General features: G+C 61.3%; 22 protein-coding genes and 1 pseudogene. 12 read left to right on the top strand and 11 right to left on the bottom strand.

The window, feature by feature from the left end; all coding sequences use genetic code 11:
- Window positions 1-15: 15 nt before the first annotated feature.
- On the bottom strand, window positions 16-663 hold the full coding sequence (locus WDJ60_RS09465; RefSeq protein ID WP_340100136.1) for an HVO_2922 family protein: 648 nt from the start codon (window positions 661-663) through the stop codon (window positions 16-18).
- A gap of 177 nt (window positions 664-840) precedes the next feature.
- Window positions 841-1,371, bottom strand: coding sequence for a 50S ribosomal protein L16 (locus WDJ60_RS09460; protein ID WP_340100135.1), 531 nt, complete (start codon window positions 1,369-1,371; stop codon window positions 841-843).
- Window positions 1,372-1,479: 108 nt separating this feature from the next.
- Between WDJ60_RS09460 and WDJ60_RS09455 the strand changes: the two genes are divergently transcribed.
- A complete protein-coding gene (locus WDJ60_RS09455) occupies window positions 1,480-2,295 on the top strand; it encodes a DUF4097 family beta strand repeat-containing protein (RefSeq protein WP_340100134.1) in 816 nt (271 codons plus the stop codon).
- A gap of 42 nt (window positions 2,296-2,337) precedes the next feature.
- On the opposite strand, the gene WDJ60_RS09450 is transcribed toward WDJ60_RS09455, so the two are convergent.
- Complete coding sequence (locus WDJ60_RS09450) at window positions 2,338-2,898, bottom strand: type IV pilin N-terminal domain-containing protein (protein WP_340100133.1); 561 nt, start codon at window positions 2,896-2,898, stop codon at window positions 2,338-2,340.
- 135 nt (window positions 2,899-3,033) lie between these two features.
- Between WDJ60_RS09450 and WDJ60_RS09445 the strand changes: the two genes are divergently transcribed.
- On the top strand, window positions 3,034-4,032 hold the full coding sequence (locus WDJ60_RS09445; RefSeq protein WP_340100132.1) for a glutathione S-transferase family protein: 999 nt from the start codon (window positions 3,034-3,036) through the stop codon (window positions 4,030-4,032).
- A gap of 6 nt (window positions 4,033-4,038) precedes the next feature.
- On the opposite strand, the gene WDJ60_RS09440 is transcribed toward WDJ60_RS09445, so the two are convergent.
- Window positions 4,039-4,749: a sugar phosphate nucleotidyltransferase gene (locus WDJ60_RS09440; RefSeq protein WP_340100131.1), complete on the bottom strand. Its 711-nt coding sequence runs from the start codon at window positions 4,747-4,749 to the stop codon at window positions 4,039-4,041.
- Between the two features lie 72 nt (window positions 4,750-4,821).
- Here WDJ60_RS09440 and WDJ60_RS09435 point away from each other — a divergent pair, with 72 nt between their 5' ends.
- The 3 genes from WDJ60_RS09435 to WDJ60_RS09425 all read left to right on the top strand — a co-directional run bounded on the left by WDJ60_RS09435 (window position 4,822) and on the right by WDJ60_RS09425 (window position 8,404).
- Complete coding sequence (locus tag WDJ60_RS09435) at window positions 4,822-4,986, top strand: hypothetical protein (RefSeq protein ID WP_340100130.1); 165 nt, start codon at window positions 4,822-4,824, stop codon at window positions 4,984-4,986.
- 81 nt (window positions 4,987-5,067) lie between these two features.
- Window positions 5,068-5,814 (top strand): DUF429 domain-containing protein, encoded by a 747-nt coding sequence (locus WDJ60_RS09430; RefSeq protein WP_340100129.1) that lies wholly within the window; start codon window positions 5,068-5,070, stop codon window positions 5,812-5,814.
- 85 nt (window positions 5,815-5,899) lie between these two features.
- Entirely contained in the window at window positions 5,900-8,404 is a 2,505-nt protein-coding gene (locus WDJ60_RS09425; protein ID WP_340100128.1) for a PAS domain-containing protein, read from the top strand.
- 77 nt (window positions 8,405-8,481) lie between these two features.
- Here the strand turns inward: WDJ60_RS09425 and WDJ60_RS09420 are convergent, their stop codons facing one another.
- Window positions 8,482-8,676, bottom strand: a complete 195-nt coding sequence (locus WDJ60_RS09420) for a cold-shock protein (protein ID WP_302082665.1) — start codon at window positions 8,674-8,676, stop codon at window positions 8,482-8,484.
- A 215-nt stretch (window positions 8,677-8,891) separates the two neighbouring features.
- On the opposite strand from WDJ60_RS09420, the gene WDJ60_RS09415 reads away from it, so the two are divergent.
- On the top strand, window positions 8,892-9,251 hold the full coding sequence (locus WDJ60_RS09415) for a Cdc6/Cdc18 family protein (RefSeq protein WP_340100127.1): 360 nt from the start codon (window positions 8,892-8,894) through the stop codon (window positions 9,249-9,251).
- Between the two features lie 26 nt (window positions 9,252-9,277).
- Here WDJ60_RS09415 and WDJ60_RS09410 read toward each other — a convergent pair whose 3' ends face one another.
- Window positions 9,278-10,012, bottom strand: coding sequence for a MinD/ParA family ATP-binding protein (locus WDJ60_RS09410; protein WP_340100126.1), 735 nt, complete (start codon window positions 10,010-10,012; stop codon window positions 9,278-9,280).
- 159 nt (window positions 10,013-10,171) lie between these two features.
- Between WDJ60_RS09410 and WDJ60_RS09405 the strand changes: the two genes are divergently transcribed.
- Together WDJ60_RS09405 and WDJ60_RS09400 are read left to right on the top strand one after the other, a co-directional pair.
- Window positions 10,172-10,570: a DUF2892 domain-containing protein gene (locus WDJ60_RS09405; RefSeq protein WP_340100125.1), complete on the top strand. Its 399-nt coding sequence runs from the start codon at window positions 10,172-10,174 to the stop codon at window positions 10,568-10,570.
- 241 nt (window positions 10,571-10,811) lie between these two features.
- Entirely contained in the window at window positions 10,812-11,774 is a 963-nt protein-coding gene (locus WDJ60_RS09400; protein ID WP_340100124.1) for a glycosyltransferase family 2 protein, read from the top strand.
- Window positions 11,775-11,776: 2 nt separating this feature from the next.
- On the opposite strand, the gene WDJ60_RS09395 is transcribed toward WDJ60_RS09400, so the two are convergent.
- Window positions 11,777-12,694, bottom strand: a complete 918-nt coding sequence (locus tag WDJ60_RS09395) for a glycosyltransferase family 2 protein (RefSeq protein WP_340100123.1) — start codon at window positions 12,692-12,694, stop codon at window positions 11,777-11,779.
- 166 nt (window positions 12,695-12,860) lie between these two features.
- Between WDJ60_RS09395 and WDJ60_RS09390 the strand changes: the two genes are divergently transcribed.
- Together WDJ60_RS09390 and WDJ60_RS09385 are read left to right on the top strand one after the other, a co-directional pair.
- Window positions 12,861-14,648, top strand: a complete 1,788-nt coding sequence (locus WDJ60_RS09390; protein WP_340100122.1) for an ABC transporter ATP-binding protein — start codon at window positions 12,861-12,863, stop codon at window positions 14,646-14,648.
- Between the two features lie 4 nt (window positions 14,649-14,652).
- Window positions 14,653-15,612 carry a hypothetical protein gene (locus WDJ60_RS09385; RefSeq protein ID WP_340100121.1) on the top strand — a complete coding sequence of 320 codons (960 nt, stop codon included), beginning with the start codon at window positions 14,653-14,655 and terminating at the stop codon, window positions 15,610-15,612.
- Here the strand turns inward: WDJ60_RS09385 and WDJ60_RS09380 are convergent.
- Both WDJ60_RS09380 and WDJ60_RS09375 read right to left on the bottom strand, forming a co-directional pair.
- Window positions 15,600-16,493 carry a ParB N-terminal domain-containing protein gene (locus tag WDJ60_RS09380; RefSeq protein WP_340100120.1) on the bottom strand — a complete coding sequence of 298 codons (894 nt, stop codon included), beginning with the start codon at window positions 16,491-16,493 and terminating at the stop codon, window positions 15,600-15,602. The genes WDJ60_RS09385 and WDJ60_RS09380 overlap by 13 nt on opposite strands.
- 42 nt (window positions 16,494-16,535) lie before the next feature.
- The gene (locus WDJ60_RS09375; protein ID WP_340100119.1) at window positions 16,536-18,329 is read right to left on the bottom strand and encodes a hypothetical protein; all 1,794 of its coding nucleotides are present in this window, start codon (window positions 18,327-18,329) and stop codon (window positions 16,536-16,538) included.
- Between the two features lie 248 nt (window positions 18,330-18,577).
- On the opposite strand from WDJ60_RS09375, the pseudogene WDJ60_RS09370 reads away from it, so the two are divergent.
- Together WDJ60_RS09370 and WDJ60_RS09365 are read left to right on the top strand one after the other, a co-directional pair.
- Window positions 18,578-19,686, top strand: a pseudogene (locus WDJ60_RS09370) (transposase).
- Window positions 19,687-20,248: 562 nt separating this feature from the next.
- Window positions 20,249-21,823 carry an HTTM domain-containing protein gene (locus tag WDJ60_RS09365; RefSeq protein WP_340100117.1) on the top strand — a complete coding sequence of 525 codons (1,575 nt, stop codon included), beginning with the start codon at window positions 20,249-20,251 and terminating at the stop codon, window positions 21,821-21,823.
- 80 nt (window positions 21,824-21,903) lie between these two features.
- On the opposite strand, the gene WDJ60_RS09360 is transcribed toward WDJ60_RS09365, so the two are convergent.
- The gene (locus WDJ60_RS09360) at window positions 21,904-22,806 is read right to left on the bottom strand and encodes a hypothetical protein (RefSeq protein ID WP_340100116.1); all 903 of its coding nucleotides are present in this window, start codon (window positions 22,804-22,806) and stop codon (window positions 21,904-21,906) included.
- A 5-nt stretch (window positions 22,807-22,811) separates the two neighbouring features.
- The gene (locus WDJ60_RS09355; RefSeq protein ID WP_340100115.1) at window positions 22,812-23,303 is read right to left on the bottom strand and encodes a hypothetical protein; all 492 of its coding nucleotides are present in this window, start codon (window positions 23,301-23,303) and stop codon (window positions 22,812-22,814) included.
- Window positions 23,304-23,587: the final 284 nt, after the last annotated feature.

The raw sequence follows: 23,587 nt of genomic DNA, 5'->3' as shown, positions 1-23,587 counted from the left end.
CGCGCAAACGCGCTGCTACTCCTCTTCGACAGGTGCGCCGCGTGCGTTCTTCTGGACGCTCCGGAGACCCTGTTTTGCCTTCTGTTTCGAGGCATACCCCTGGCCGCTGTCGGCAATAATCTCGCCGTTGTCGTGGACGAGCCGCCACCGCCACTTTGCGGCTTTGTCGGCGTAGAGTTCGAACGTCGCGTTGCTCCCCCCTTCCTCGATGACGGCGTCGTCCTCTTTGGACGTGTCGACGACGTAGGCACCTGGTGCGTTCGATTTGACGCTGTCCAGTCCCTGCTGTGCCTTCTGTTTCGAGGCGTACCCTTCACTGCCGTCGGCGATGATGTTCCCGTTGACGTGGACAAGTCGCCACCGCCACTGCCCGCTGTTGTCCTCGTAGAGTTCGAACGTGGCCTTGCTCGCAACCACGTCGGTTTCGACGTCATCCTCGTCCTCTTCCCACACCAGTTCGAGTTCGAGCGTGACTTCGCCGCCCGCCCGTTCGAGGTCGACCTCGAAGTCGGGTTCGGCAGGCGGGGTGACCGTCACCGTCTGTCCTTCGTCGACCGGGACGGGGTCGCCGCGGCTGAGTCGGCTGGCGACTCGACGCAGGTACGATGCGATTCCTCTCCGTGTGCGCGGCTCTTCGGACTCGTGAATGGTATCCCCGGACATGCGAACCGACCAACGTGATGTAGTCACTTGAGTGTACGCACCAGAACAGGGCGAGACTGCAGGCGACGCTGCCTCGCCTCTCGAAACCTCGCCGCTGTCGATTCCAGTACCGTCGGCTGGACAAGGAGAGAGTTGGCACCCGAAGGTGCCGACGTTGAAAAGGAAGCGCCGGTAGGCTCAGGCGATGAGCTGCTCTTCGCCGCGTTCGACGACGATACGGCACGGCGGCGTAATCTTGTTGTACGCGCGACGGTAGGCTTCCTTGACGACCTCTGCCTGGTCGACATCGCAGTAGGCGGTGAACAGACGCTCACCGGCGTTGATGCGGGCAGCGGTACCGACGATTTTCCCGAACGCCTGACGCATCCCGTCGGAGACACGGTCTGCACCGGCACCCGTCGCCTGCTTGTTCTCACGCAGGACCTGGTGGGGGAACTTCCGGAGAATCATCGAGTAGTTGTTCTCGCCGAGTTCCTGGATGAGATAGCGGTTTGCCGAGAGGCGGGAAGCCTCCAGCGAGCCGTGACGGAGCTGTACCGTCTCCTCGACGACCAGCGAAATCTGGACGTCGTACTCCTCGGGCTCTTTGTGCCTGTCGCCCATCTTGTGCTGTGCAATCTTCGACCCGGGAATACCCGTGATGTACTCGCGTCGCGTGTACGGGGGCTTGTCGATGTCCCGGTACATAGAGGCCGGCTTATCGGACATGGTCTTGGAGGAGACGAAGCCGACAGCGTAGATAAAGCCTTTGAACCTCGGCGACTGCCGGATCACGATGCCGATACAAATTTGACACAAGCGTGAGCACACGCAACTATGCGCCGCCGAACCCTCCTCGCTGGCGTCGGAACAGTCACAACCGCCGGGTTAGCCGGCTGTTTCGATGCGGTCTTCGAGACGACAGTCTCCGAATCGTTCGAGAATAGCTACGACGTGAGCGCCGAGACGACCCTGACCGTCAGTAACCGAAACGGAAACGTGACCGTTCGAAACACCGACGACGACCAGCTCACCGTCGCCGGTGAGAAGCAAGCCAGCTCCGAGTCTGCGCTGGACCAAATCAGCGTCGACGTGACGACAGGCGAGCGGTTCGTCGTCGAAGTCTCCTTTGGCTCCGGGTCGAATTTCCAGCAGCGGAGCGTCGACCTCACCATCGACGTGCCGACGGGCGTCACCGTCGATCAACTGGAAACGTCCAACGGCAACGTCACCGCCACGGGAGTAACGGGGGACGTGAGCGCGACGACGAGCAACGGCAACGTCGAGGTGACCGACGTAGACGGCTACGTCGACTGTGACAGCTCGAACGGGAACGTTCGGGTTCGCGGAGCCACCGGAGTAGTCGGTGCGCGTACCTCCAACGGGACTGTCGACGTCGAGCTGCTGGCAATGGACGGCGACGTGACCTGCAGGTCCTCGAACGGAGGGGTGACGGTCCGAATCGGGCCAGACATCTCTGCCGCGTTCGAACTCTCGACGTCGAACGGACGGGTCGGCGTCGAAGACGTGCCACACACTACGTCCGTCTCTCGACGCGGCCGCATGGAGGGACAGATACGTGGCGGGTCGAGTCCGACGCTGACCGCAGAGACGACGAACGGCGACGTTCGACTCCGGTCAACTGGTTCCTGAGACTGTCGGCAGTATGAGGCGGTCGCTGGCACAGTGATTCGGTTATCTTCGCATCCGGACTCTCACCGCACACTCGACGACGACGCTGTCCGATGGCTCGTGAACGACGCGAACAGTCACGTCGTCACCAGGCGCGAGTCGGACCGCACGCTTCTGGATTCGAAAGTGGACAGTCTCACCGGCCCGCCAGGTCCCATCAGAGTCCGCCCCGACCGAAGTCAGCGAGCCACCGACGCGGCCACACCGGCCGTCGAAGAGGTCCGGTCCCTCGACGTGGCCGTCTCGGATGCAGTTCGTCGAAAGCGGCAAGTCGACCAGACGGGCCGATTCGCGGCCTGGCACAGAGACGATAAATTCCAGGTCGGCCATCGGCAGCGGGTCGCCGTTCCGGTGGCGCAACCGGACGACCTGGTCGTCCGGCCCGCAGCCAGCACACGCGGCCGTGGTTGTCGCTGCCTCGATGGTCGCAACAGGCTGCGGGTCGCCGAGCGATGCCATCGCCATCCCGGCAGCGAGGACACCCGTCGCCAGCACCACGACGAGCGCGACGAGCGTGATTGTCCCGACGACCGAGGAGAGACCACGGTCCGATTGAGGCGTCATCGGACAAAGCTGGTCGCGTCTTCCTTGATAAACGTCGAGGTAGGTGACACGCCGATACCGTCGTACGCACGTCCGTCGGTAACACCGACGTAACTGCACGCCGAGTTTAACTCGCTCGCGGCCCTGGTTGCGGGTATGAATATGCTCGTCGACGGCAAGTGGCAGGCAGACGCGTACGAATCGACGAACGAGGACGGCGAGTTCGACCGCCAGGAAACATCGTTCCGTGACTTCGTCGAGGACGACCCCGACGCCCGCTTCCAGCCGGAGGCCGGCCGGTACCACCTCTACGTCTCGTACGCGTGCCCGTGGGCACACCGCACGCTGCTGGTCCGGGCGCTGAAAGGGCTGGAAGAGGCCATCTCCGTGGATATTGTCGACCCGTTCCGCGCCAACGACGGCTGGCAGTTCTCCCCCGACAAAGCGGGGTGTACGCCCGATACAATCAACAGCAGCGACTACCTCCGAGAAGTCTACACCGAAGCCGACCCGGAGATGACCGGTCGCGTGACCGTCCCCGTCCTCTGGGACAAGCAAGAAGAGACGATCGTCAACAACGAGTCGAAGGAGATTCTGCGGATGCTCGACACCGAGTTCGGAAACGTTGCGGAGTACGACGTTGACCTCTACCCGGAAGGCTACCAGGACGAGGTCGACCGCATCATCGAGGAGATCTACGACCCCATCAACAACGGCGTCTACCGGGCCGGCTTCGCCAAGAGTCAAGAGGCATACGACCGCGCCGTCGACGAACTGTTCGATGCGCTCGACCACTGGGACGCGGTGCTGGCCGACCAGCGCTACCTGGCCGGCGACCGCCTGACGGAGGCGGACATCTGCATGTTCACGACGCTGGTTCGGTTCGACCAGGTGTACCACACCCACTTCATGTGCAACAAGCAGCACATCCACGAGTACGACAACCTCTGGCCGTATCTCCGGGACATCTACCAGACGACGGGTGTTGCCAAAACCGTTGAGATGAGCCATATAAAAGAACACTACTACACGACCCACCCCGACGTGACGCCCTCGCGCATCATCGCGGCCGGCCCGGACCTCGACTTCGAAGCCGACCACGACCGCGACGAACTGCCAGGAAACCCACCGGAAGCGCTGCTCCCGACGGTCTAACGGGCACTACAACGACTCGAAGTGAGCGGCGACCCGTTCGCGGTCGGCCGGCGTGTTGACGTTACAGCACCACCCCTCGAACTCGACCGTTTCGACGCGTCTGCCGGCCCGAATCAGAAGGTCGACGGCGTCGCTGAGTTCGTACTCACCGGTGTGACCCGGCGTCACGAGTCGGCAGGCCGGGAAGATCGCCGGCGAGAACGCGTAGACGCCGCGCGGAATCAGCTGTGACGGTGGCTCCTCGGGCTTCTCGACGACGCCGACCACCTCGCCGCCCTCGATGTCGAAGACGCCACCTGCTCGTGCGCGCTCGCGTGGCACCCGCTCGACGAGCGTGGTCGCGTCGGCGCCAGTCGTTCGATGGCGTTCGACGACCGGTGAGAGGTCCGCATCGAAGACATTGTCACCGTTCATCAGGAGAAACTCTCCATCGACGTGCGGCGCTGCCTGTAACACGGCGTGCGCGAGGCCGAGCCGCTCGTCCTGTGTCGCGTATTCGAGTGAAATACCTTCGAAGGAACTGCCGTAGTACGTACGGATATCCTCGCCGCGATACCCGACGACGACCACGATAGATTCGACGCCGAGAGCTGCGAGCGTCTCGAAGACGTGCGTCAGCAGCGGTTTTCCAGCTACCTCGACCAGCCCCTTGGGCTGCTCGGCAGTGAGCGGGCGGAGCCGGGTCCCTTCGCCGGCGGCCGGAACGACAGCCTGCATGCGCGAATGTAGGAATCCGGCCGGCAAAAACGCAGGGCTGGATTTTAGCCGATCGACTGCATATCTCCGTCGATGAGCGACGGCACCCTGCACTGTGACACCTGTGAAACGGACGTTTCGCGGGCGGCGGCGACGCGAACGGAGACCTACGGCGACCTCGACAGTGACAGTTGGCAGACGCTGTGCTGTCCGACCTGTGGGTCGCGGCTCAAGACTGTCTTCGTCGGCGGCGAGTGATGCAGGACGCGAGCGGCGCGAACACCGCCATCGCTCGCATCCAGCGCGAGGATTTTTGGTATCAGGGCCAAAGCGTGGTGTATGGCCGAATCGCAGTCCCTGTCGCTGGGCGTTGACTGGAGTTCGGGGTCGTGGTTCGCGGTGGCGTTCGACCGGACCGGGTTCGACCACGCTGCCGTCTTCGACGAGATCGGCGAACTCTGGCACCGCTACGAGGAGGTGGCCGACCGCGTGTTCGTCGACATGCCAATCGGGCTCATCGAGGAAGGCGAAGACGGCCGCGAGTGTGATGAACTCGCCCGACGTGTGTTGGGTCCACGCAGTCGGTCGGTGTTCACGCCGCCGGTCAGGGAGGCAACGCGGCGCCACGGCTACAAGGCCGCAAAGCGCGTCAACGAGCGAAAGTCCGGTCGCAGCCTCTCGAAGCAGGCGTTCAACATCAGCCAGAGCATCGCCGAAGTCGACGACCTGCTCAGAAACGTTCCCGAGGCGCGCGAGACGTTCGCCGAGTCCCATCCCGAAGTCTGCTTTCGCGCACTCGCCGGCGAACCGCTTCAACACTCCAAACGCAAAGCCGGCGGCTACGCCGAACGGATGCGAACGCTGGCCACCTTCGACGCCGACGCCCCCGCCGCGGTCCAGTCCGCCGCCGAAGCAGCCGGCGACGCCGAGGTTACCGTCGACGACGTCCTCGACGCGACAGTGCTCGCCTACGCCGCCCGCCCCGGTCCCGGAGAGCGCTACTCGCTGCCGCTCGATCCACCGACCGACGCGAAGGGACTCCCGATGCAGATCGTCTACCGAGCCAGCGCCCCACTCGTCGAGTGAGGCGGGGGAGTTACCTGTCAGCTCTTCTCAGGGATAGAGAACGCAGCCCCAGGTTAATGTACGGAGGAACGCGTGCGCTCACTGTATGAACACGAGCCTCGATACGGAGGGGGTTTTCGAGGTGTGTCCGGACGCGGCAGCCCTGCTCGATGTCGACGAGGGCAGGATTGTGGCCGCAAACAGCCGGTGTGCCACGCTGTGTGGCCGGTCCAGGGAGAGGCTCGAGGGGACGAGTCCGCGCTCGCTTGCGCCGGCAGACTGGACGCCGCGGGCGTCAATCGAGGCGCTGGTGTCGCGTGCGCGCAACGAGCGAGTCACCTTCGATTGGCGTGTCGAGCGGCCAGACGAGTCGACCGTCACGCTCCGGTGTTCGATGCACGCTGTGCCGGACGAGGACGGACAGCTGCTCGTCACCGCCCGGAAACACGCGACAGACAATCGAACCGCAGCACACGCCGTCAGAACCGACGGCGAACTGCAGGAACTGCTCGACGGCATGAACGACGCCATCATGGTCGTCGATACCGACGGCAACTTCGTTGACGCCAACCGCGTCGCATCAGAGCGTCTCGGCTACACGCGAGCCGAGCTACTCTCGATGGGTCCGGCCGACATCGCCCCACCAGACCAGGCCAGCCGAGTCCGCGAGCGCATCCAGAAAATCGAGGCAAGCGAGACACTCGTCTTCGAGAGTGTCCAGGTGACTGCCGACGGCGAGGAGATTCCGGTCGAAATCAACGCCCGTCAGATTACCTACGGTGACGAACCGGCCATCCTCAGTGTCGCCCGCGATATCAGCCGTCGGAAGGAACGAACCCGAAGGCTGCAGACCTTCGAGCGGGCGGTCGAACAGGCCGGACACGCCGTCTACATTACCGACACCGACGGCACAATCGAGTACGTCAATCCAGCGTTCGAGCGTGTGACCGGCTACGACGCCGGGGAGGTACTCGGGGAGACGCCCGCCATCCTCAGTACCGGCGACCGCGACGACAGTTACTACGAGCGGCTGTGGGAAACAATTCTGGACGGAGACGTGTGGGACGAACAGATCGAGAACGAACGGGCCGACGGCGAGCGATACTACGCCGAACAGACAATCGCCCCTATCGTCAACGACGGCGAGGTCGTCAATTTCGTCGCGATTCAGCAGGATATCACCGAGCGCAAGCAGCGTGCACAACAACTCGAACGGTACCAGCAACTCATCGACAACATCCCAGTGGGCGTCTATCGGAACACGCCCGGACTGGCCGGCGAGTTTGAGGAGGTCAATCCTGCCATGCTCGATATGTTCGGCGCAGACTCCGAAGCGGCGTTGCTCGACACCCACGTCGCAGAGCTCTACCGGACGCCGAGCCAGCGGGAGCTACTCACCCGGAAACTCGAACGAGAGGGCCACATCGTCGAGGAAAAGCTCCGGCTGGAAACGCTGGACGGTGAGCCGTTCTGGGCCGCCGTGACCGCCATCCGTCACGAAGTCGACGGCGGCGTGTACTACGACGGCATCATCCAGGACATCACCGAGCGCCGCGAACAGGCCCGGAAACTCCGCCTGCGCGAACAGCGATTCCGGCGGCTGTTCGAGGGTCACAACGCGGCGATGCTACTCATCGACCCGGACACCGGCACCATCGAGCGAGCCAACGACGCCGCAGTGGAGTTCTACGGCTACGACCGCGAGACGCTGACCGCGATGCGGATTCAGGAGATCAACCAGCTCGACGACGAGGAAATCGCACACCGCCGGGAAGCCGCCGACGACGGCGAGAAAAACCGGTTTATCTTCCCACACGAACTCGCCGACGGAGAGATTCGCCAGGTCGAAGTCGACTCCTCACCGGTCCACACCGGGGAACAGCGCGTCCTGTTCTCGATTATTCACGACGTTACCGAGCGCGAGCGAAACCGCGAGCGACTCGAGCGACAGAACGAACAGCTCGAGGTACTCAATCGCGTCGTCCGCCACGATATCCGCAACGACATGACCGTCGTGCTCAGCCACGCGGAGTTGCTCGCCGACCACGTCGACGAAGACGGGACAGAGTATCTCCAGAGCATCACCGAACACGGCAAACACGCCGTCGAACTGACGAAGACGGTCAGGGAACTGATGGAGACGATGCTCGACGACGGCGCGATCGAATCGCAAGTGCTCACACTCTCAGACGTGCTCGTCGCTGAGGTAGAGGACGCCGACGCCGGTCACGACGCCGCCGAATTCATCCTCGAGGGAACCGTCCCCGACGTGCGCGTGAGCGGTAACGAGATGCTCTCGTCGGTGTTCCGGAACATCCTCACCAACGCCGTCCAGCACAGCGACGTGACCGATACCGAGGTGACGATCTCGACCGAGGAGAGGTCCGACAGCGTCGTCGTCAGCGTCGCAGACAACGGTCCTGGTATTCCAGACGGCCAGAAGGAGGAAATCTTCGGGAAAGGCGAGCGCGGGATGGACAGCCCCGGCACGGGTCTCGGCCTGTATCTCGTCTACACGTTTGTCGAACGGTACGGTGGCGAGGTCTGGGTGACCGACAACGAGCCGCGGGGAGCGGTGTTTCACATCGAACTTCCGAAAGTGTCGGCGTGAGTTCGCTACAGCGTTACCACTCACAGAATATAAAGAATGAAAGAAGTCAGCGGTATATCCGCGATGACTGCCGTCGCTTACAGCCGGGTAACGTTCGTCGCCCGCGGACCTTTGTCTGCCTGTTCGATGTCGAATTCGACTTCCTGTCCCTCTTCGAGGTCCGGTCCGCCGACGTCTTCCATGTGGAAGAACACGTCTTCGTCCGCATCCTCAGTCTCGATGAAACCGTAACCGCCTGTGTCGTTGAAGAAATCAACCTTACCTTTCGCCATTTCCCTTCGTCAATGGTGGGGCGTCGTAATAATCCTTGCGAAAGTAGTGTTTCTCTGTAACTATCGAACAATTCGGATCTAAGCGGCGACTACTCGCGGGAATTACGCACTACGTCACACCCACACCGCCGGAATTTCCAGCCGATTGGGACGCTTTAGAGGGTGTGAGACAACAAATAGCGGGGCTTTTATTCACGGGATTCGTTCTGCTGGATATGTCAGACGCCATTGCTTCGCTGTCGCTGTCCAGTCGGGTCGTTCTCCTCACCGTCACCCATCTCTCACAGAACGACGAGACGCCCGCCCACACGGGACAGGTCATCCGAGCCAACGCCGACCACCTCGACGCTGTCGACGCCGACACCCTCGGCAAGATTTCTGAAGCCGAGGTCAGTCGCGCGCTGAACCGTCTCGAAGACGAGGAACTGGTCGAGATGGCAAATCAACGCGAGAAATCACCCGTCGGCAAAGGCCGGCCGGCCTACACGCTCGCGGTCGATATCGAGACTGTCCTCGACGAACTGGCTGACGACGAAACCGTAGCACCGCTGGTCGAACAGGTCGACGACCGGTAGCTCTCCCGACGTTCTCCTGTCCCCGCTTATTCGAATCGGTCGCTGGCCACCGGGTCCAGATCCGCCCCCTCGAAGAACACCCGCTCTAGCTGGGTGGTCAGCTGTCGGTACGCATCGGCAGCATCGCTGTCCGGTGCCGTCAGTACCAGCGGTTCGTCACCCGCCACGTCGAACGCTTCCGGAACCCCTCCCAACACCGGAAAGTCGAAGGCAGCCTCGATGTCACCGAGATCCGTCTCCCTGGTCACCCGAACGATGAGTGCCCCGAGGATGTCGCTGTCGACGCGAGTGGCGAGCTGTCCCGTCTTCGTGGTGTCAGTCAGGGAGACGTAATCCGGCGTCGTCAACAGCAAGACGCCGTCGGCCAACGCCAGCGGAACAGTGTTTTCCTGACGCAGTCCCGCCGCAGTGTCGACGACGACCACGTCGTAGGCACGCCGGAGCGTCTTGATGACCGTCCGGAGTTTTTGCGGGTTCGCTTCGGCGTACGCTTCCAGCGCCGGTTCGCCGGGGATGAGGGTCATTCCGCCCGGTGCGTCGGTCAGCGTCTCACTGACAGTCGCCCGGCCGGCGAGAATGTCGTGAAGGCTCTGCTCGTGGTCGACCCCGAGCATCTCGCTGACGTTTGGCATCCCGAGGTCGGCGTCGATAACTGCAACATCGTACCCGTCGGCCGCCAAGACGGCGGAGAGATTAATAGCCGTCGTCGTCTTGCCGACGCCGCCGTTGCCGCCGGCGACCGCACACACGTAGCCTGCCATTCGTTACTGCGCAGTCGTCGTCGCCGGTAATTAACTGTTCCCTGTCGGAATCCGACTATGGGACCGAGGCCAGGACGCGAATAGGCTTGTGTCGGCCACGACTTCTCCGCATCGACGAGGCTGGATGAATTACAAGAGTGTACAGCCCCACAGTGAACTATGGCCAAAACCGATAACAGCCGCGGCCGACTCGCCCGCATAGTTCTCGCCGTCGCCCTGGTAGTGGTCGCGATTCGCTCGTTCCGGAACGGAAAACGAGCGACTGGAGTGCTGGCAGGCCTCGGTGCAGGCGCACTCGGATACAGTGCGACGGCCGAGGAGCATGAGCTAACCGAAGAAGTAAAGATCGAGACACCTCGCGAAGACGACAGCGCCGGGAAGAGCAGCGACAGCGACAGTACCGAGAGAACTGGCAGCGTTGACAGCACTGACACGAGCGACGAAGATGGCAGACTCCGCTGTGCAGCCTGCGGCGACCCTATCATCCTGGGACAGCGGCGAGGGCCGAATGCAGACAACGAAATCGTCCACGGGACCTGTATGACCACTCAACAGTGATTTTCTGAGCGACGTCTCCCCCGTCCGGACTCTCCGCCGGACGCCACCTCGCTGTTTTCGCCACTTGAGATTCGGCTCGCTGCGCTTGCGAGTCAAGAAGCAACTGACGAGTTCACGCGGAACGAGATTGAGCAGTATGTCTCACATACCGAACCGGTACGACTCGACAGGGCAAATGAGACGCTCTATAACGGTGGGTAACAGAGCCATACTAAACACGTGCTAGACGAACATGCACGTGATGAACCCCACGGAAGTCGACGGGGAACCCGAGGGGGAGAGGGAAGCGCCACTGGTGAGTGTGGTCCTTCCGACGTACGACCGGCCAGAGAAACTCGCCGACGCAGTCGAGAGTGTCTCCGCACAGCAGTACTCGAACGTCGAACTGCTCGTCGTCGACGACGCGTCACCGACGCCGATGAAATCGGTCGTCGCAGAGGCCGCGTCGCCGGACCTTCAGTGGCGCTATCTTCGCCACGACACCAATCAGGGAGCGAACGCTGCGCGAAACACCGGTATCGAGGCTGCCGACGGGGAGATACTCGCCTTTCTGGACGACGACGACAGGTGGGTTCCGGAGAAGCTCGCCGCACAGATTTCGACATTTCGCGACCGAGAGCCGGAAGTCGGTGTCGTCGTGGTCGGCCAGCAGTTCGTCGATGGCGACCAGGAAACGACGATCCGGGTTCCGGATATCGGACCGGCTGCGACGCCGGATTTACTTGCGGGCGGCGTCGGGGGGTCGTTTTCCACGCTCGCGGTCCAACGGTGGGTCATCGAGGAGGCCGGACTCCCGGACGAGCGCCTGCCCGCCTGGCAGGACCGCGAGTGGCTCGTGCGACTCTCGTGTCACTGCGAGTTTGCCACCATCCAGCGTCCCCTCGTCATCAGGCAGGTCGGCGGGTACAACCAGATCAGCGACCTGTTCGAGCCAAAGCGAGACGTTACCTATCCGCTGTTCCTCGAAAAGTACAGCGAGCTCGCCGCCGAATACGGCCTCGAACAGCGGTTCAAGGCCCGACTCTCGTTGAGCATCGCCAGTTCGGCGCTCGTAAACGGGTATTATCGGGACGCCCGCCGGTTCGCAGTGAAGGCGATCAAGACTGACCCCAGACTCAAGACGGCGTACGCCTATCTGGCGCTGGCGCTGGGCGGGCGCTACACGTACAGAACGGGTGTCCGACTCAAGCGAGCGTTCGACTGACGCTAGGGGATTGACAATCCGGTTTCGGCACGTTCGAGTGCGCGGCCGGTCGTCCTGGCGAGACGGACGAGACAACTGACGGCGTACGTCCCGAACTGTTGTGAACGCGAGATCCGGTCCCACTCGGAGTCGAAAGTCTCTGGAAAGCGAAGCGGGTGGGTCGGGAGCACACCCCACAGATACGACGAGAGCGAGTCGTCGTACCGGTCCGGATATCGCCGCCACCGTTGCGTAATGCCACGGCCGACGCGGAGGTGCTTCCCGAGCAGCGAACGGAGCGACGAGCGAGCAGGATGGACGACGCGGGCATCGGGCACGTAGTGAAGCGTCCAGCCCGCGTCGGCGACCCGCTGGCCGAACTCGACGTCGCCGCCCGAGACGAGTTGCTCGTCGAACGGTCCGACATCGCGGACGACATCCCTGGCGACCAACAGCGCGCAGGTCGGCGCAAAGTTGTTCTCGGTGACGTACCGCTCGACCGGGAACCCCATCTGGGCGTCGTACAGCCCGGCACACGTCCGTTCCGAACAGACGACGTCGACGCGACAGCCCGCGTAGGCCGCGTCGTGTGCATCCATCGATGCGACTGCCGTTTCGAGCCAGTCGGCGTCGGCGACAACATCCGCATCGACGAACGCGAGTATCTCACCGTCGCTCGCCTCGATACCGGTGTTTCGCGCAGCATAGGAGCCCTGTACGTCGGTCTCGGACTCGACGCTGACGAGGTCGGAGTGCGCAGTGGCAACCGACCGGGCCACATCAGGCGTAGAATCGGTGGAGTCGTTATCGACGACGACGATCTCGTACCGCGCCGCTGGATAGGTCTGCTCGACGAGCGAGCGGATCGTCGCTCGGAGACCATCGGGGTCGTTGTAGACAGGCACGACGACGGAAACGGAGGGGAATTTGTCGGGAGACATCGAGACGACTGAGAGTACGACGGTCCATCGCCAGTCGAGAGAATAGTAATGGTGACCCTACTTCGGAATCGCGTGCGTCCCCCCGCTATCGGTGTCCCGTCTCCGTAATCACGAGTCGGTTACGGGGTGTAAAACAATACCAGCGGGTTTCCATGCTTCGGGTCGAATGCATGAGTCTGACATCTCCCGTCGCGAAAAACTCCAGGGGCTATACCGCGTTGCGGCGTACCGTCCGGCTCTGACGGCGTTTATTATCTTCTTCAGCTTCTTCGCGGCGGTACTCGAGGGTATCGGGATTAGCTTCATCGTGCCGATTATCGAAGTCGCACAGTCCACAGGCGACCCCACCGAGACCGCCAGCGGATACGCGCTGGTGTTCGTCCAGCTCTACGATTTCCTCGGCGTTCCCTTCACTATCGGGGCGCTCGTCGCCGGCGTCACGCTCGTGATGATTGTACGGTTTACGGCGAGTTTCACGATTTCGTGGCTGCAGGTCGCGCTGAAGACGTACTACGTTCGGCACCTCCAGACCGAAGCGTTCAGCCACGCACTCGACGCTCGGGTCGCGTACTTCGACAAGGAAGGGTCGGACGACGTGATGAACGCGATCGTCACGCAGGCGGAGTACGCCGGAAAGGTCATCCGCGATTTCGTGGACTTCTTCCAGCAACTCCTGTTGTCGCTGATGTATCTCAGCATCGCGCTCTATCTGTCGTGGGAACTGACGCTGTTTGCAGCGGTGTTTCTCGGGGGGCTCACCTACGTCTTCAGGAACGTCCTCGAACCCGGATACGCTATCGGCGACCAGGTAGCAGACGCCAACGAACAGATTCAACAGAGTGTGCAGGCCGGAACGCAGGCCATCCGGGACGTGAAGCTGTTCAGGATGGGCGACGAGCTGTTTTCGGGATTCTCGGACCACATCGACAAGTACACCGAAGCGTCGGTCCACCTCGGCCGTAACGAAGCAGCGATCGACAACTTCTACAACCTGCTGACCGCGGTGATGGTGTTCGTGATGATCTACGGTGCAGTCACGTTTACCGGGATGAGTCTCAGCGCCCTCGGCGTGTTTCTCTTCGCGATGTTCCGTCTCGGTCCACGGGTCAGCTCGATGAACTACCGCTTCTACAAGTTCGAAGGGCGACTCCCACACCTCGTTCGAACCCAGCAGTTCATCGAGGAACTGAAACGGAACGAGGAGCCAGCTGGTGGCGCCCGGCCGGTCCCCGAAAACCCGACGCCGGTTGCCTTCGAAAACGTGTCGTTTGCCTACGAGGACGAGGCAGTCCTGGAGGACGTCTCCTTCGAGATACACGGCAAGGAGTTCGTGGCGTTCGTCGGCCAGTCCGGTGCCGGAAAATCGACCGTTGCGGCCCTGCTTGCACGGATGTACGAACCCGATGAGGGGCAGATAACCGCTGACGGCATTCCAATCGACGAGTTCGACCCCGGAGAGTGGCGCGGCCGCGTCGCCGTCGTCCGGCAGGACCCGTTTATTTTCAACGAGTCCGTCGAGTACAATCTCACAGTGGGGAACCGGGAGGCGACACAGGAAGAAATCGATCGCGTCTGTGACATCGCACAGGTCACGGAGTTCCTGGACGACCTTCCCGAGGGGTACGACACGAAACTCGGGGACGACGGCGTCCGGCTCTCGGGTGGCCAACGGCAGCGAATCGCGCTCGCGCGAGCACTGCTGAAAGACGCCGACGTGCTCGTCCTCGACGAGGCGACGAGCGACCTCGATACGGGTATCGAATCAGACGTCCAGCGGGAAATAGAGAAGATGGACCGCGATTACGCGATCGTCGCGATTGCCCATCGCCTCTCGACCGTGCGAAGCGCGGACCGAATCTACACACTCGACGACGGCCACATCATCGAGCAGGGCGAACACGACGAGTTGGTCGACGACGACGGAATGTACGCAAAGCTGTACGCGACACAGTAATATCATGCCGGGTGTCCCCACACTCAACGACGTTCGACGAGGGCTCGAAAATCCGGTTCTCACGTTCGACCACGTGCGACACCAGCTCCGATTGCGCGCACGACGGTATCACGGAGCGGTCCACCGGAGACTAAGCGAGGAGTCACCGACGAACGTTCTCGACGAGGACTGGGAGAACCTGATCATCCTCGACGGCTGTCGGTACGATACGTTCGAAGCGTGCAACAGCATCGACGGCGATCTCCAGTCCCGAATTTCGCTCGGCAGTCAGAGCTGGGAGTTCCTCCGGCGAAATTTCGCCGGCAAGTCGGTTCACGACACCGTCTACGTCACGGCAAACCCCTTTGCCACCCGGCTCGGAGACGACGTGTTTCACGCGGTCGTCGACCTGCTCGACGAGTGGGACGATAAACTCCAGACGGTCCCGCCGGAAGCTGTTGCTGCTGCGGCGCTGGATGCACACGAGGAGTTCCCGGAGAAGCGGCTTCTCGTCCACTTCATGCAACCACACTACCCCTTCATCGGTGAACGAGGCCGCACACTCGACGTTCGCGGATACAGTCCAACACAGGACGACGGGTTCGATGCACCGTCGGTGTGGCAGATTCTCCGTCACGACCACTACGACGACGACGGGATAACCCGCGAGACCGTCACGGAGGCGTATCGTGAGAATCTCTCGCTCGCGCTCCCACATGTGGAAAAAATCGTCTCCGAACTGCCGGGGCGGTCGGTCGTCACCGCCGACCACGGCAATCTGCTCGGGGAACGACTCTACCCGATTCCGGTACGCGAGTACGGCCACCCGCGCGGACTGTACTCGCCGGCGCTCGTCCGCGTCCCCTGGCTCGTCGTCGACGACGGCCAGTCGCGACCGATAACGAGCGACCCCCCAGTCGACCAGTCGACTCCCGACGCCGATGTCGTGTCTCGCCGCCTCTCCGCACTCGGTTATCGGGCGTGACCGACGCGCCGCGTCGGGGCAGTTTCAGCCGCAGGGATATCCCGTAGATCGGGGTGTGATTCTACCTCGTCGGATTCGATAGCCGACTCGCGACGTGCCATCCACCCGGGGTGGCGAACTAAAAAGAGAACCGGGACTCGCTCGACACCGAGGAGTTTCGCGATGGTGAGTCGGTGTTTCCCACAGACCAGCAGTAGCTCACCGTCGCGACCGATATCGACTGTAATCTCGTTTCGAAGCCAGTCGCGGAATCCGCGCTGGGGGTCCGTCCGGAGGAGTTGGCGCTGGCTTTTGAATCCCTCGCGCTGGATCGTCTCGTACAGCTCGTCGAGATACGCGAACCGCTTCCGGACATCCGAAACTGACCGACAGTGCTGCCAGACCCGATTTTCCTCACCTTCCCGGAGGAGACGACACGTCTCGACGAACAGTTCCGTCTCCTCCCAGTCCACGCTCCGTTCGAAGTGCGCCGCGAGCGACTGGTACAGCACAGAATTCTCGAATCGATCTGCGACGAACAGCTCCGGCGGTGGGCCGTCGTAATCCGGGTTTGTCGGTGGGCAGTCCCGCTGGTCCCAGTCGCCATCGAGTACTTCACCGAACCGCGAGAGGCGGCCCCGCCAGGGAGGGTACTCGCGTCGGGTGTGGCGCTCGATTGCGGCCGGGTCGACCCATTCGAGTTTGAACGGGTCGGGTGGCTCGGAGTACACCTGGACGTCGTTGGCGCAGTTGGCCCGGTAGTACCACGACGCGAGTCGCCAGTGGAGTGTCGGCCAGCCACGCGGCTCCGCAAAAAAGGACTGCAACGAGCGGTCGACAACCGTCGAGACGCCCCCGTCAGCGTACGCACGAGCCAGTCGGTTCCAGACTCCGCGAGTCATTCGTCTCTCACGAGCGGCTACCGACGCAAAATTATGCACGCACTACCGGGTCGCGAGCGTCACCTCGTTGCGGTCAACCTCGGTGTCGTTGACGAAGACGCGGACGTGCTCTGTCGAGAGAAACCGCGTAATCTCCCCGTCGAACCGAAACGTGTCGACACCGCGTTCTGGCCCGACCCAGTCGAGGGCGGTGAATCCGTCAGTCTCCGGTTCGGCATCGACCGGCGCAATCCCGTCCGTGGTCGTCACCGCGAAGTAGCCCGCTCCAGTCCCCGTACTCTCGACACGAAGCGTCTGCGACAGCGAGTCGGGGTCGACGGTTGTCCCGCTCGTGCTGATATCGTCCGGGTCGACGACTGACCCGTTCCAGCGGACCCTCACCGTGCCTTTGATCAAGAGTGTCTCCGGCTCTCCCTGGACGTAGTGGGTGTCGGTTCCGGTCTGCGGTCCCAGCCAGTCGAGTGTCGCTGTGCCCGTAGTGACACCCTCTCCGGTCTCTGCCCTGGAGACACCGGCTTGCGAGGCGACGAAGAACGCACCGCGGCCGTCCTCGACACCCTCCTTGGTGACCGTCAGTGTGTTCTGTGTGTCTCCGTTGGTATCGTCGCCGACAGTCACGAACAGCCCATCTGTCGAACGCTTTCCCACCAGTATCTTCTCCGAGCCAACGGTGGCGCTATCGAAGAACGCAGTGTCGCCCGGGCGCTCTGCGACGATGCGCTCTAACTGGGTGCCGTCGCTACTGACGAGCGCAGCGACTGCACGGTCATCTCGTTGGCCGAGCACGAGGAGTGAGCCGCTCTCGGTCTGGCGAACTGTGTGACAGAGCACGTCGATTTCCCGCCGCCACTGGACGGTCCCATCGGTATCGACACCGAACAGGTATCCCCGTTTGTCCTCCTCGGCCAGCGCGTCTTCCCAGCCGATTGGCGGAGCCGTCTCACCCCGAATCGCCGCGGCGACGTACCCGCCGTCAGTTTGTATCACGTCGACGAACTGCAAGTCGTCAGTTCCGATACTGTACGTTCGGTCCCACTGCACGTCACCGTCGGGCGTGATTTCGACGAGCCAGCCAGCGGACGACGATTCGTCGGTTCCGAGTGCCTCACCGGCGAGCAGGTAGGTTCCGCTGCCGGTTTCCGTAACGGCGTAGAATTCGTCGTGTTCGGGGTCGTCACTCCAGTCGTCGTAGCGCTCGCCACGGGGATTGTACATCCGGTTCCAGCGTACGGTTCCGTCGGTGTCGAGAGCAACTACCCACCCCTCACCAGTTCGGTCGTCGACGGCTGACCCACCGATAGCTCGGCCAGCGAGGAGATAGCCGTCTTGGCCGGTCGCGACCACGCCGTCCCGGAATTCGTTCGCAAAGGAGTCGGTTTCGGCACTGATGTCCCACTGTTCCCACTGGCTGTCGCCCTGCGCGTCGGTCTTGACCAGCCAGGTCTGTGTCGAGACCGGCCCGCCGTCAAAATATCCACCCACCTGGAGATGCCCCTCCCCACTGTCGGGCAAGGCGAAGTAAAACTGGCTGACCTTGTCAGGGATGACCTCGTCGGCATCTCGTAACGGCGGCGGCGTATACGTTCGTGACCAGACCTGCTCACCGCTGTCGGTTCGCTTTTCTATCTCCCCAATGGCTATCGGAGAAGTCCCGCCGGCGACACCTGGGAAATTCGTTACTCTCGCACCACTGAGAAGGAACCCATCATCTGCCATTCGAACGACCGAATTGTACCAGCCCGCTCCTTCTCGGTCAGCAAGTTGGGCCTGCTGTCCCGAATCACGCTGACCGACTGTCCCACCGTCAGTACTGATTCCGAGTTCGAGACTTACCACAGCCGCAGTTTCGAGTATTTGTCGTCTTGATAGATTCATACGTAAGGATTCTCCGTGCGTCACACTTCAGTGCGTCTACAATTTGAAGGGGATAAGATAAAAAGCAGTATTCACCGATTGAAGCCCTGAAGTCAATACTCAGATGCGACTTGCTCGCTATATTGTTTCCTCTTGACATCCTCCCCGCGCTGAACAGTAGTTGCCGAACCTAGCTGAGATTCTTCACGCTGGATTACGTTGGTTGAGAGATGGTCGAGACAGCTGAGGCGAAACAGGTCTGTCGTGCTGCTTCGACGGTGCTGTACCCAGAGCTGGACTTCAACGTGAAACCGTGCGGCGAATACACGAGAGAGGATGTTCTCGAAATCCTCTCTCGTATCGCCTTCGATCAGGAATTCGCAAACACGGGTGGGAAGACGCTCCGACTTGATCGTGACGAGCAAGTAGACATCACGTCCACTGCTCGGAACTCTCTCGCTAAATCGTTGCTCTACCACTTGCGAAATCTCTCGACGGACGCTATCAACGCACAGTTCGATGGCGTTCGGGACCGCCTATTCGAAGTCCTTCGATCACAACGGCGACTTCCCGCTCATGTCGAGGTTGCCATCGACCTCCACGAATGGCGGTTCTACGGTTCAGCCGACACCGACCATGTGATAACGACGTATCCTGACCTGGGAACGAACAGAGCATTTTGCTTCGCAACGCTCTGTATCGTTGCTCCGCGCATTCGGTTCACTCTCGATGTCCTGCCGATGGACGCGAACGGCTTCCGCGCCAAACGCGAAGCCGTTCGCTCCCTACTCGAAACGGCGCGTGAGTATGTTTCGATTCGACACGTCTACCTCGATCGTGGCTTCTACCAAGTCCACGTTGTCGCAGAGTTAGAGCAGTTGGGCGTTGATTACATCGTTCGCGCACGCCCGAGTAGTGGAATGAAGGACCGTCTCAGCGCCGGTGCTGAGACGGTCGTCGATGCGTACACGATGCAGCGAAAGCGCAAACCGACAGCATCGGTAGATGTCACGGTTTTCGCGGTTCCGCACCGTTCGAACGACGACGAGCACGTCTGGTTTGTGACGAGTTTGGACGTCGATGCTTCAACAGCCAAAGCGTACGCGGCGGCGTTCGCCGCCGCTGGGGCATCGAAACATCCTATCGCCAGATCGGTGGCTTCCTCCCGAGAACGTCGTCGCCGACGTTCTCGGTACGGTTGTTCTACTTTTTGTTCGCCGTGGCGCTGTACAATTTGTGGGTGCTCGCAAACGTCCTTGTCGGTGGTAAGCACCGACCAGAGAAACCACCAATTTCGACGCGGATCTTTCAACGACTCGTCTTGACGGACTATGGCTAGGCTAGCCGGTCGATTCGACCGGGAAACCGGTTAGCAAGCGCCTTTTAGAGAGGTATCGCTCGGGAACGCCGTCAAACGGCGTTCCCTCGCTCCTTCCGAGCATCTACTGCTGGGCAAAGAGTCACACTCGCTGCGATTCCAAAGCAAGCTTGGCCGTAGCTGCTACGATGAGAATCTGATTCGGCAACTACTGTGAAGGGCAGGGCTTTCTCCTTGATTCTCCGTAAATTTCTCTGGACACTGAGACTGTCGGCTGCAACATCTCCACGTACTTACAGCCAACAGTATGAGCTATTCCGTTGGACAGTCAGCGATGGCCGCACGCTGATAGTGAATTAAATCGGCTGCAGAGAGCGAAACGGCCGCTACTGCGCACTGTCGGTGGTTGTGGTATCACTCGCGTTCGACCGACTCGGAGAGAATATCAAGTAGCCTATACTGTGTCGGCCCTCGACTTCCGTCTCACACGAGGAACCCGAACGTGTCTGAGAGGGATAGATACCACAAAATACTCAGTAGATAGCGGAATACGAATGTGCATCTGCTCGACCGCCCTCTAAAGATGACCCGACAATCGGAGCAATCCCGCCGCCAGACGGTCGCCGCCGGCTACGATCAGTTCCGCGACCGTCTCGAACCGGTTTGGGAGCGGATTCGCTCGCGGTTCACCGTCGATGCCCGCGCGCTCGCTGCCCTCCGAATCGCACTCGGACTCATCCTCCTCGTCGACCTCGTTCATCGTGCCGCCCACATCGAACTGTTCTACACCGACGCCGGCGTCTACCCAGTTACGGCATACGAAGCGACCTACATCAAGTACAACGGCCTCTCTCTCCACGCGCTGTCCGGTGCACTGTGGGTCCAGCAGTTGCTGTTTGTCGTCGCGGGGCTGTTCGCCGTCGCGTTGATACTGGGCTACCGGACGCGACTCGTCGGGGCTGTATCGCTCGTGTTGCTGTTCTCGTTACACGGGCGAAACCCGGCCGTGCTCAACGGCGGTGACCGCCTGCTTCGTGTCCTGCTGTTCGTCTCACTCGTGGCACCGCTGGGCGAACGGTGGTCAGTCGACGCGCTCCGTCGCGGATCGGCCCGGTCCAGCGTCACCAGTTTCGGGACCGCCGCCGTGCTGGTCCAGCCGATTGTCGTCTTCACGTCGAACGCGATTTTGAAACATCGCGGCGAGAACTGGTACGCCGGTGACGCACTCGAAATCGCGATGAAAAACGATGTCATGACGATCTATCTCGGAAACAGCCTCGTCGACTATCCCACTCTCCTGACAGTACTCAACTACACCTGGGTGATACTGCTCGCCGGTTCGGTCGTGTTTCTCCTGTCGACAGTCGGGCGAGTGCGAGCACTCGCCGCGGTGGCGTATATGTCTGTGTTCGCGGGGATGGTCGTGACGATGGCTGTCGGCCTGTTCCCGCTCGTCCTCATCGCGTCGGTTATTCCCTTTCTCACAGCGCCCTTCTGGGATGCGCTGGTACGACGGGTTCCGGCCCAGTGGGCAGAACGGCGACCGACCGCGGCGTCGCTCGGCCCCCTCGGGCGTCCCCCGACAGAGCAGCGACTCCTCGAGAAAGTTCGCGAGCGCGGGAACGAATTTGCCGCCTCGTACGCTGCATCGTACGCACGGTCGCTGTTGACCATCGCAGGCGTTGCCGTCCTCGCCTGGATACTCCTGTTTGCCGCGGCCAATGTCACCAGCTATGAGGTTCCGGACGGTATCGACTACAGCCACCTCGACCAGCAAAGTTGGGGATTGTACGCCCCCGACCCCGCCGAAGGGTACAGCTGGTACGTCGTCCAGGGGACGCTTGCGAACGGGTCGACTGTCGATGCGCTCGACGGCGGGGGAGTGGATTTCGACCGCCCACCGGACGCCTCACAGGAATACGAGACCTTCCGACACCGCAAGTTCATGCAGTCTGTCAGTCGCTCCGGTTCAGAGAACACCTCCGGCGTTATCGCCGAGCGCTATGCCAGTTGGGCCTGTGAACGGGCCAACACCGAACACGACGGTCGAGTCGAACAGGTAATGCTCTACCAGTTGTACCAGCCGAGCCCGCTCGACGGCGAGTTCGAGGACACCTACGAGATACCGGTTATCGAACGCGACTGTGCCCCCGCGTGACGATAACCCGTCGTCGAAGAGATACAGTCACTTTGGCAGCAGTCACCAGTTGCGACGAGAGGCCATATTACAGGCCCATCTCAATCGAGTGTGAACGTCTCCGTCGTCTGAATTCGTGTACCCTCCGTTCGATCCGTGATCGATATCGTCATCGTGTACTCACCGGCGGGGTCGTCCTCGTACGTCGCAAAGGCTCTCGAATACACCAGTATTTCGTCTTCTTGAACCCGTTCCCACTCTTCGGTCGTATCGTCCGGTCGCCAGGGTTCGCCCTCCGGTGGCTCGACCTCGAACTGGTACACCAGCCTCGCACGTCCACTGTCATCAACCGGCGCGTTGACGACTTCGGTGTACACCCACACATCTTCGCCTCGGGTGTAGGTCCGATTGGGCTTCCGGTCGTAGTCGTCGAACGACGGCTCACCGTCAGTGAAGGCGACGGTTTCGAATTCGAACTTGCGTATCGTTAGCGACCGCGACAGGTCGATGGTCTCGCCCGACCCCCGATCGGTCAGTGTCACGTTTAGCGTATACTCGCCGGACGTCGGGATTTCGAACGCCGTCGTGTCGATCCCTTGTGTGACGAACGCCTCGTTTGGCAACTCCTCGAGTGATCCGTCCGGAATCGTCATCGACTCTTCCGTCGAGACAAGGACCTCGCCACTTGGAGAGAGGAGCTCCCAGGTCGAATCCAGATGTGGGCCGGACTCCACCGGCGTCACGTTCGACAACTCGATGTATATCCAGATTTTCTCACGATCACGATACGTTTTGTCGGGTCTGGGCGTGTACTCCCCGAGCCGTCGCGCCCGGCGTGTCGTGTACACGAACTCCTCGACAGCAAAGGGATGGTCCGTTGTCTCCGTGGTCCCGGCATCCCCGGCGTTTTCGTCGGGGCTGTCAGTACTGTCCAGACAGCCAGCCAGCGTCGCACCTGCGATGACCGATGCGCCTTGGATCACGAGTCGTCGGCGAGATATCATTGGTATCACCCACCCCTCTCTAGTTCGAACGTCTCAGCCGTCCGCAGTTGTTCGCCGCCCACAATGTCCTCGACAGTGACTTCCGTCTCGTATTCACCGGGCGTGTCCTCTGGGTAAGTTGAGAACCGCTCCCAGACGACGAGCCTGTCGGTGGCTTCGACGTTCTCCCACTCCTCTTCGCGTTCGACCACTGGCTCCCAGGTCGTTCCCCCCGGCGTGACCGTCCGGAAGGTGTACGTGAGCGACGCAGTGCCGTCGTCTGTCGGAGCGTTCCGTACGACGACGAGGAGCCACAATCGATCGTCAACGACGAACGTCGTCCGCTCGGGTACGGCCTCGTAAGAGTCGTACTTCCCTGGGTTTTCGTCGCTGAAGACTACCCGCTCGAACTGGAATTCCCCTCCGCTCTCGTCTTCGGAATCCGAGAGACAGCCAGCTACTCCTACCGTTACAACAAATGCTCCACCGCGGGTGATCAGTGATCTACGCGTCATCATACGTAAACGTATATGTTCTATAATTAAATATATAATAAATTAGTATAATGGGATGAGAACACTCGGAAAATTTATTAGCACAACGATACCTAGAGAAGGGAAGTTCTCAGGATTCAGACAGTGAAAGAATATAGTCTCCCGGAGTGTGAACCTCGCCGAGACGTGCTCGCTCACTTCGTTCGCTGTGCGCGACTCGTCTAGTTCAAATCCGCTCGGGAGCGTTTTCACTGCTCACTTCGTTCGCAGGAAAATGCCGCCTCCCGGCATTCTAGCCGATTCTTTTA

It is taken from the genome of Salinibaculum salinum, from assembly GCF_037645885.1.
Taxonomy (GTDB): Archaea; Halobacteriota; Halobacteria; order Halobacteriales; family Haloarculaceae; genus Salinibaculum; species Salinibaculum salinum.
Note: the sequence above shows the minus strand (reverse complement) of the source record. Positions and strands in the feature narration are given on the sequence as shown.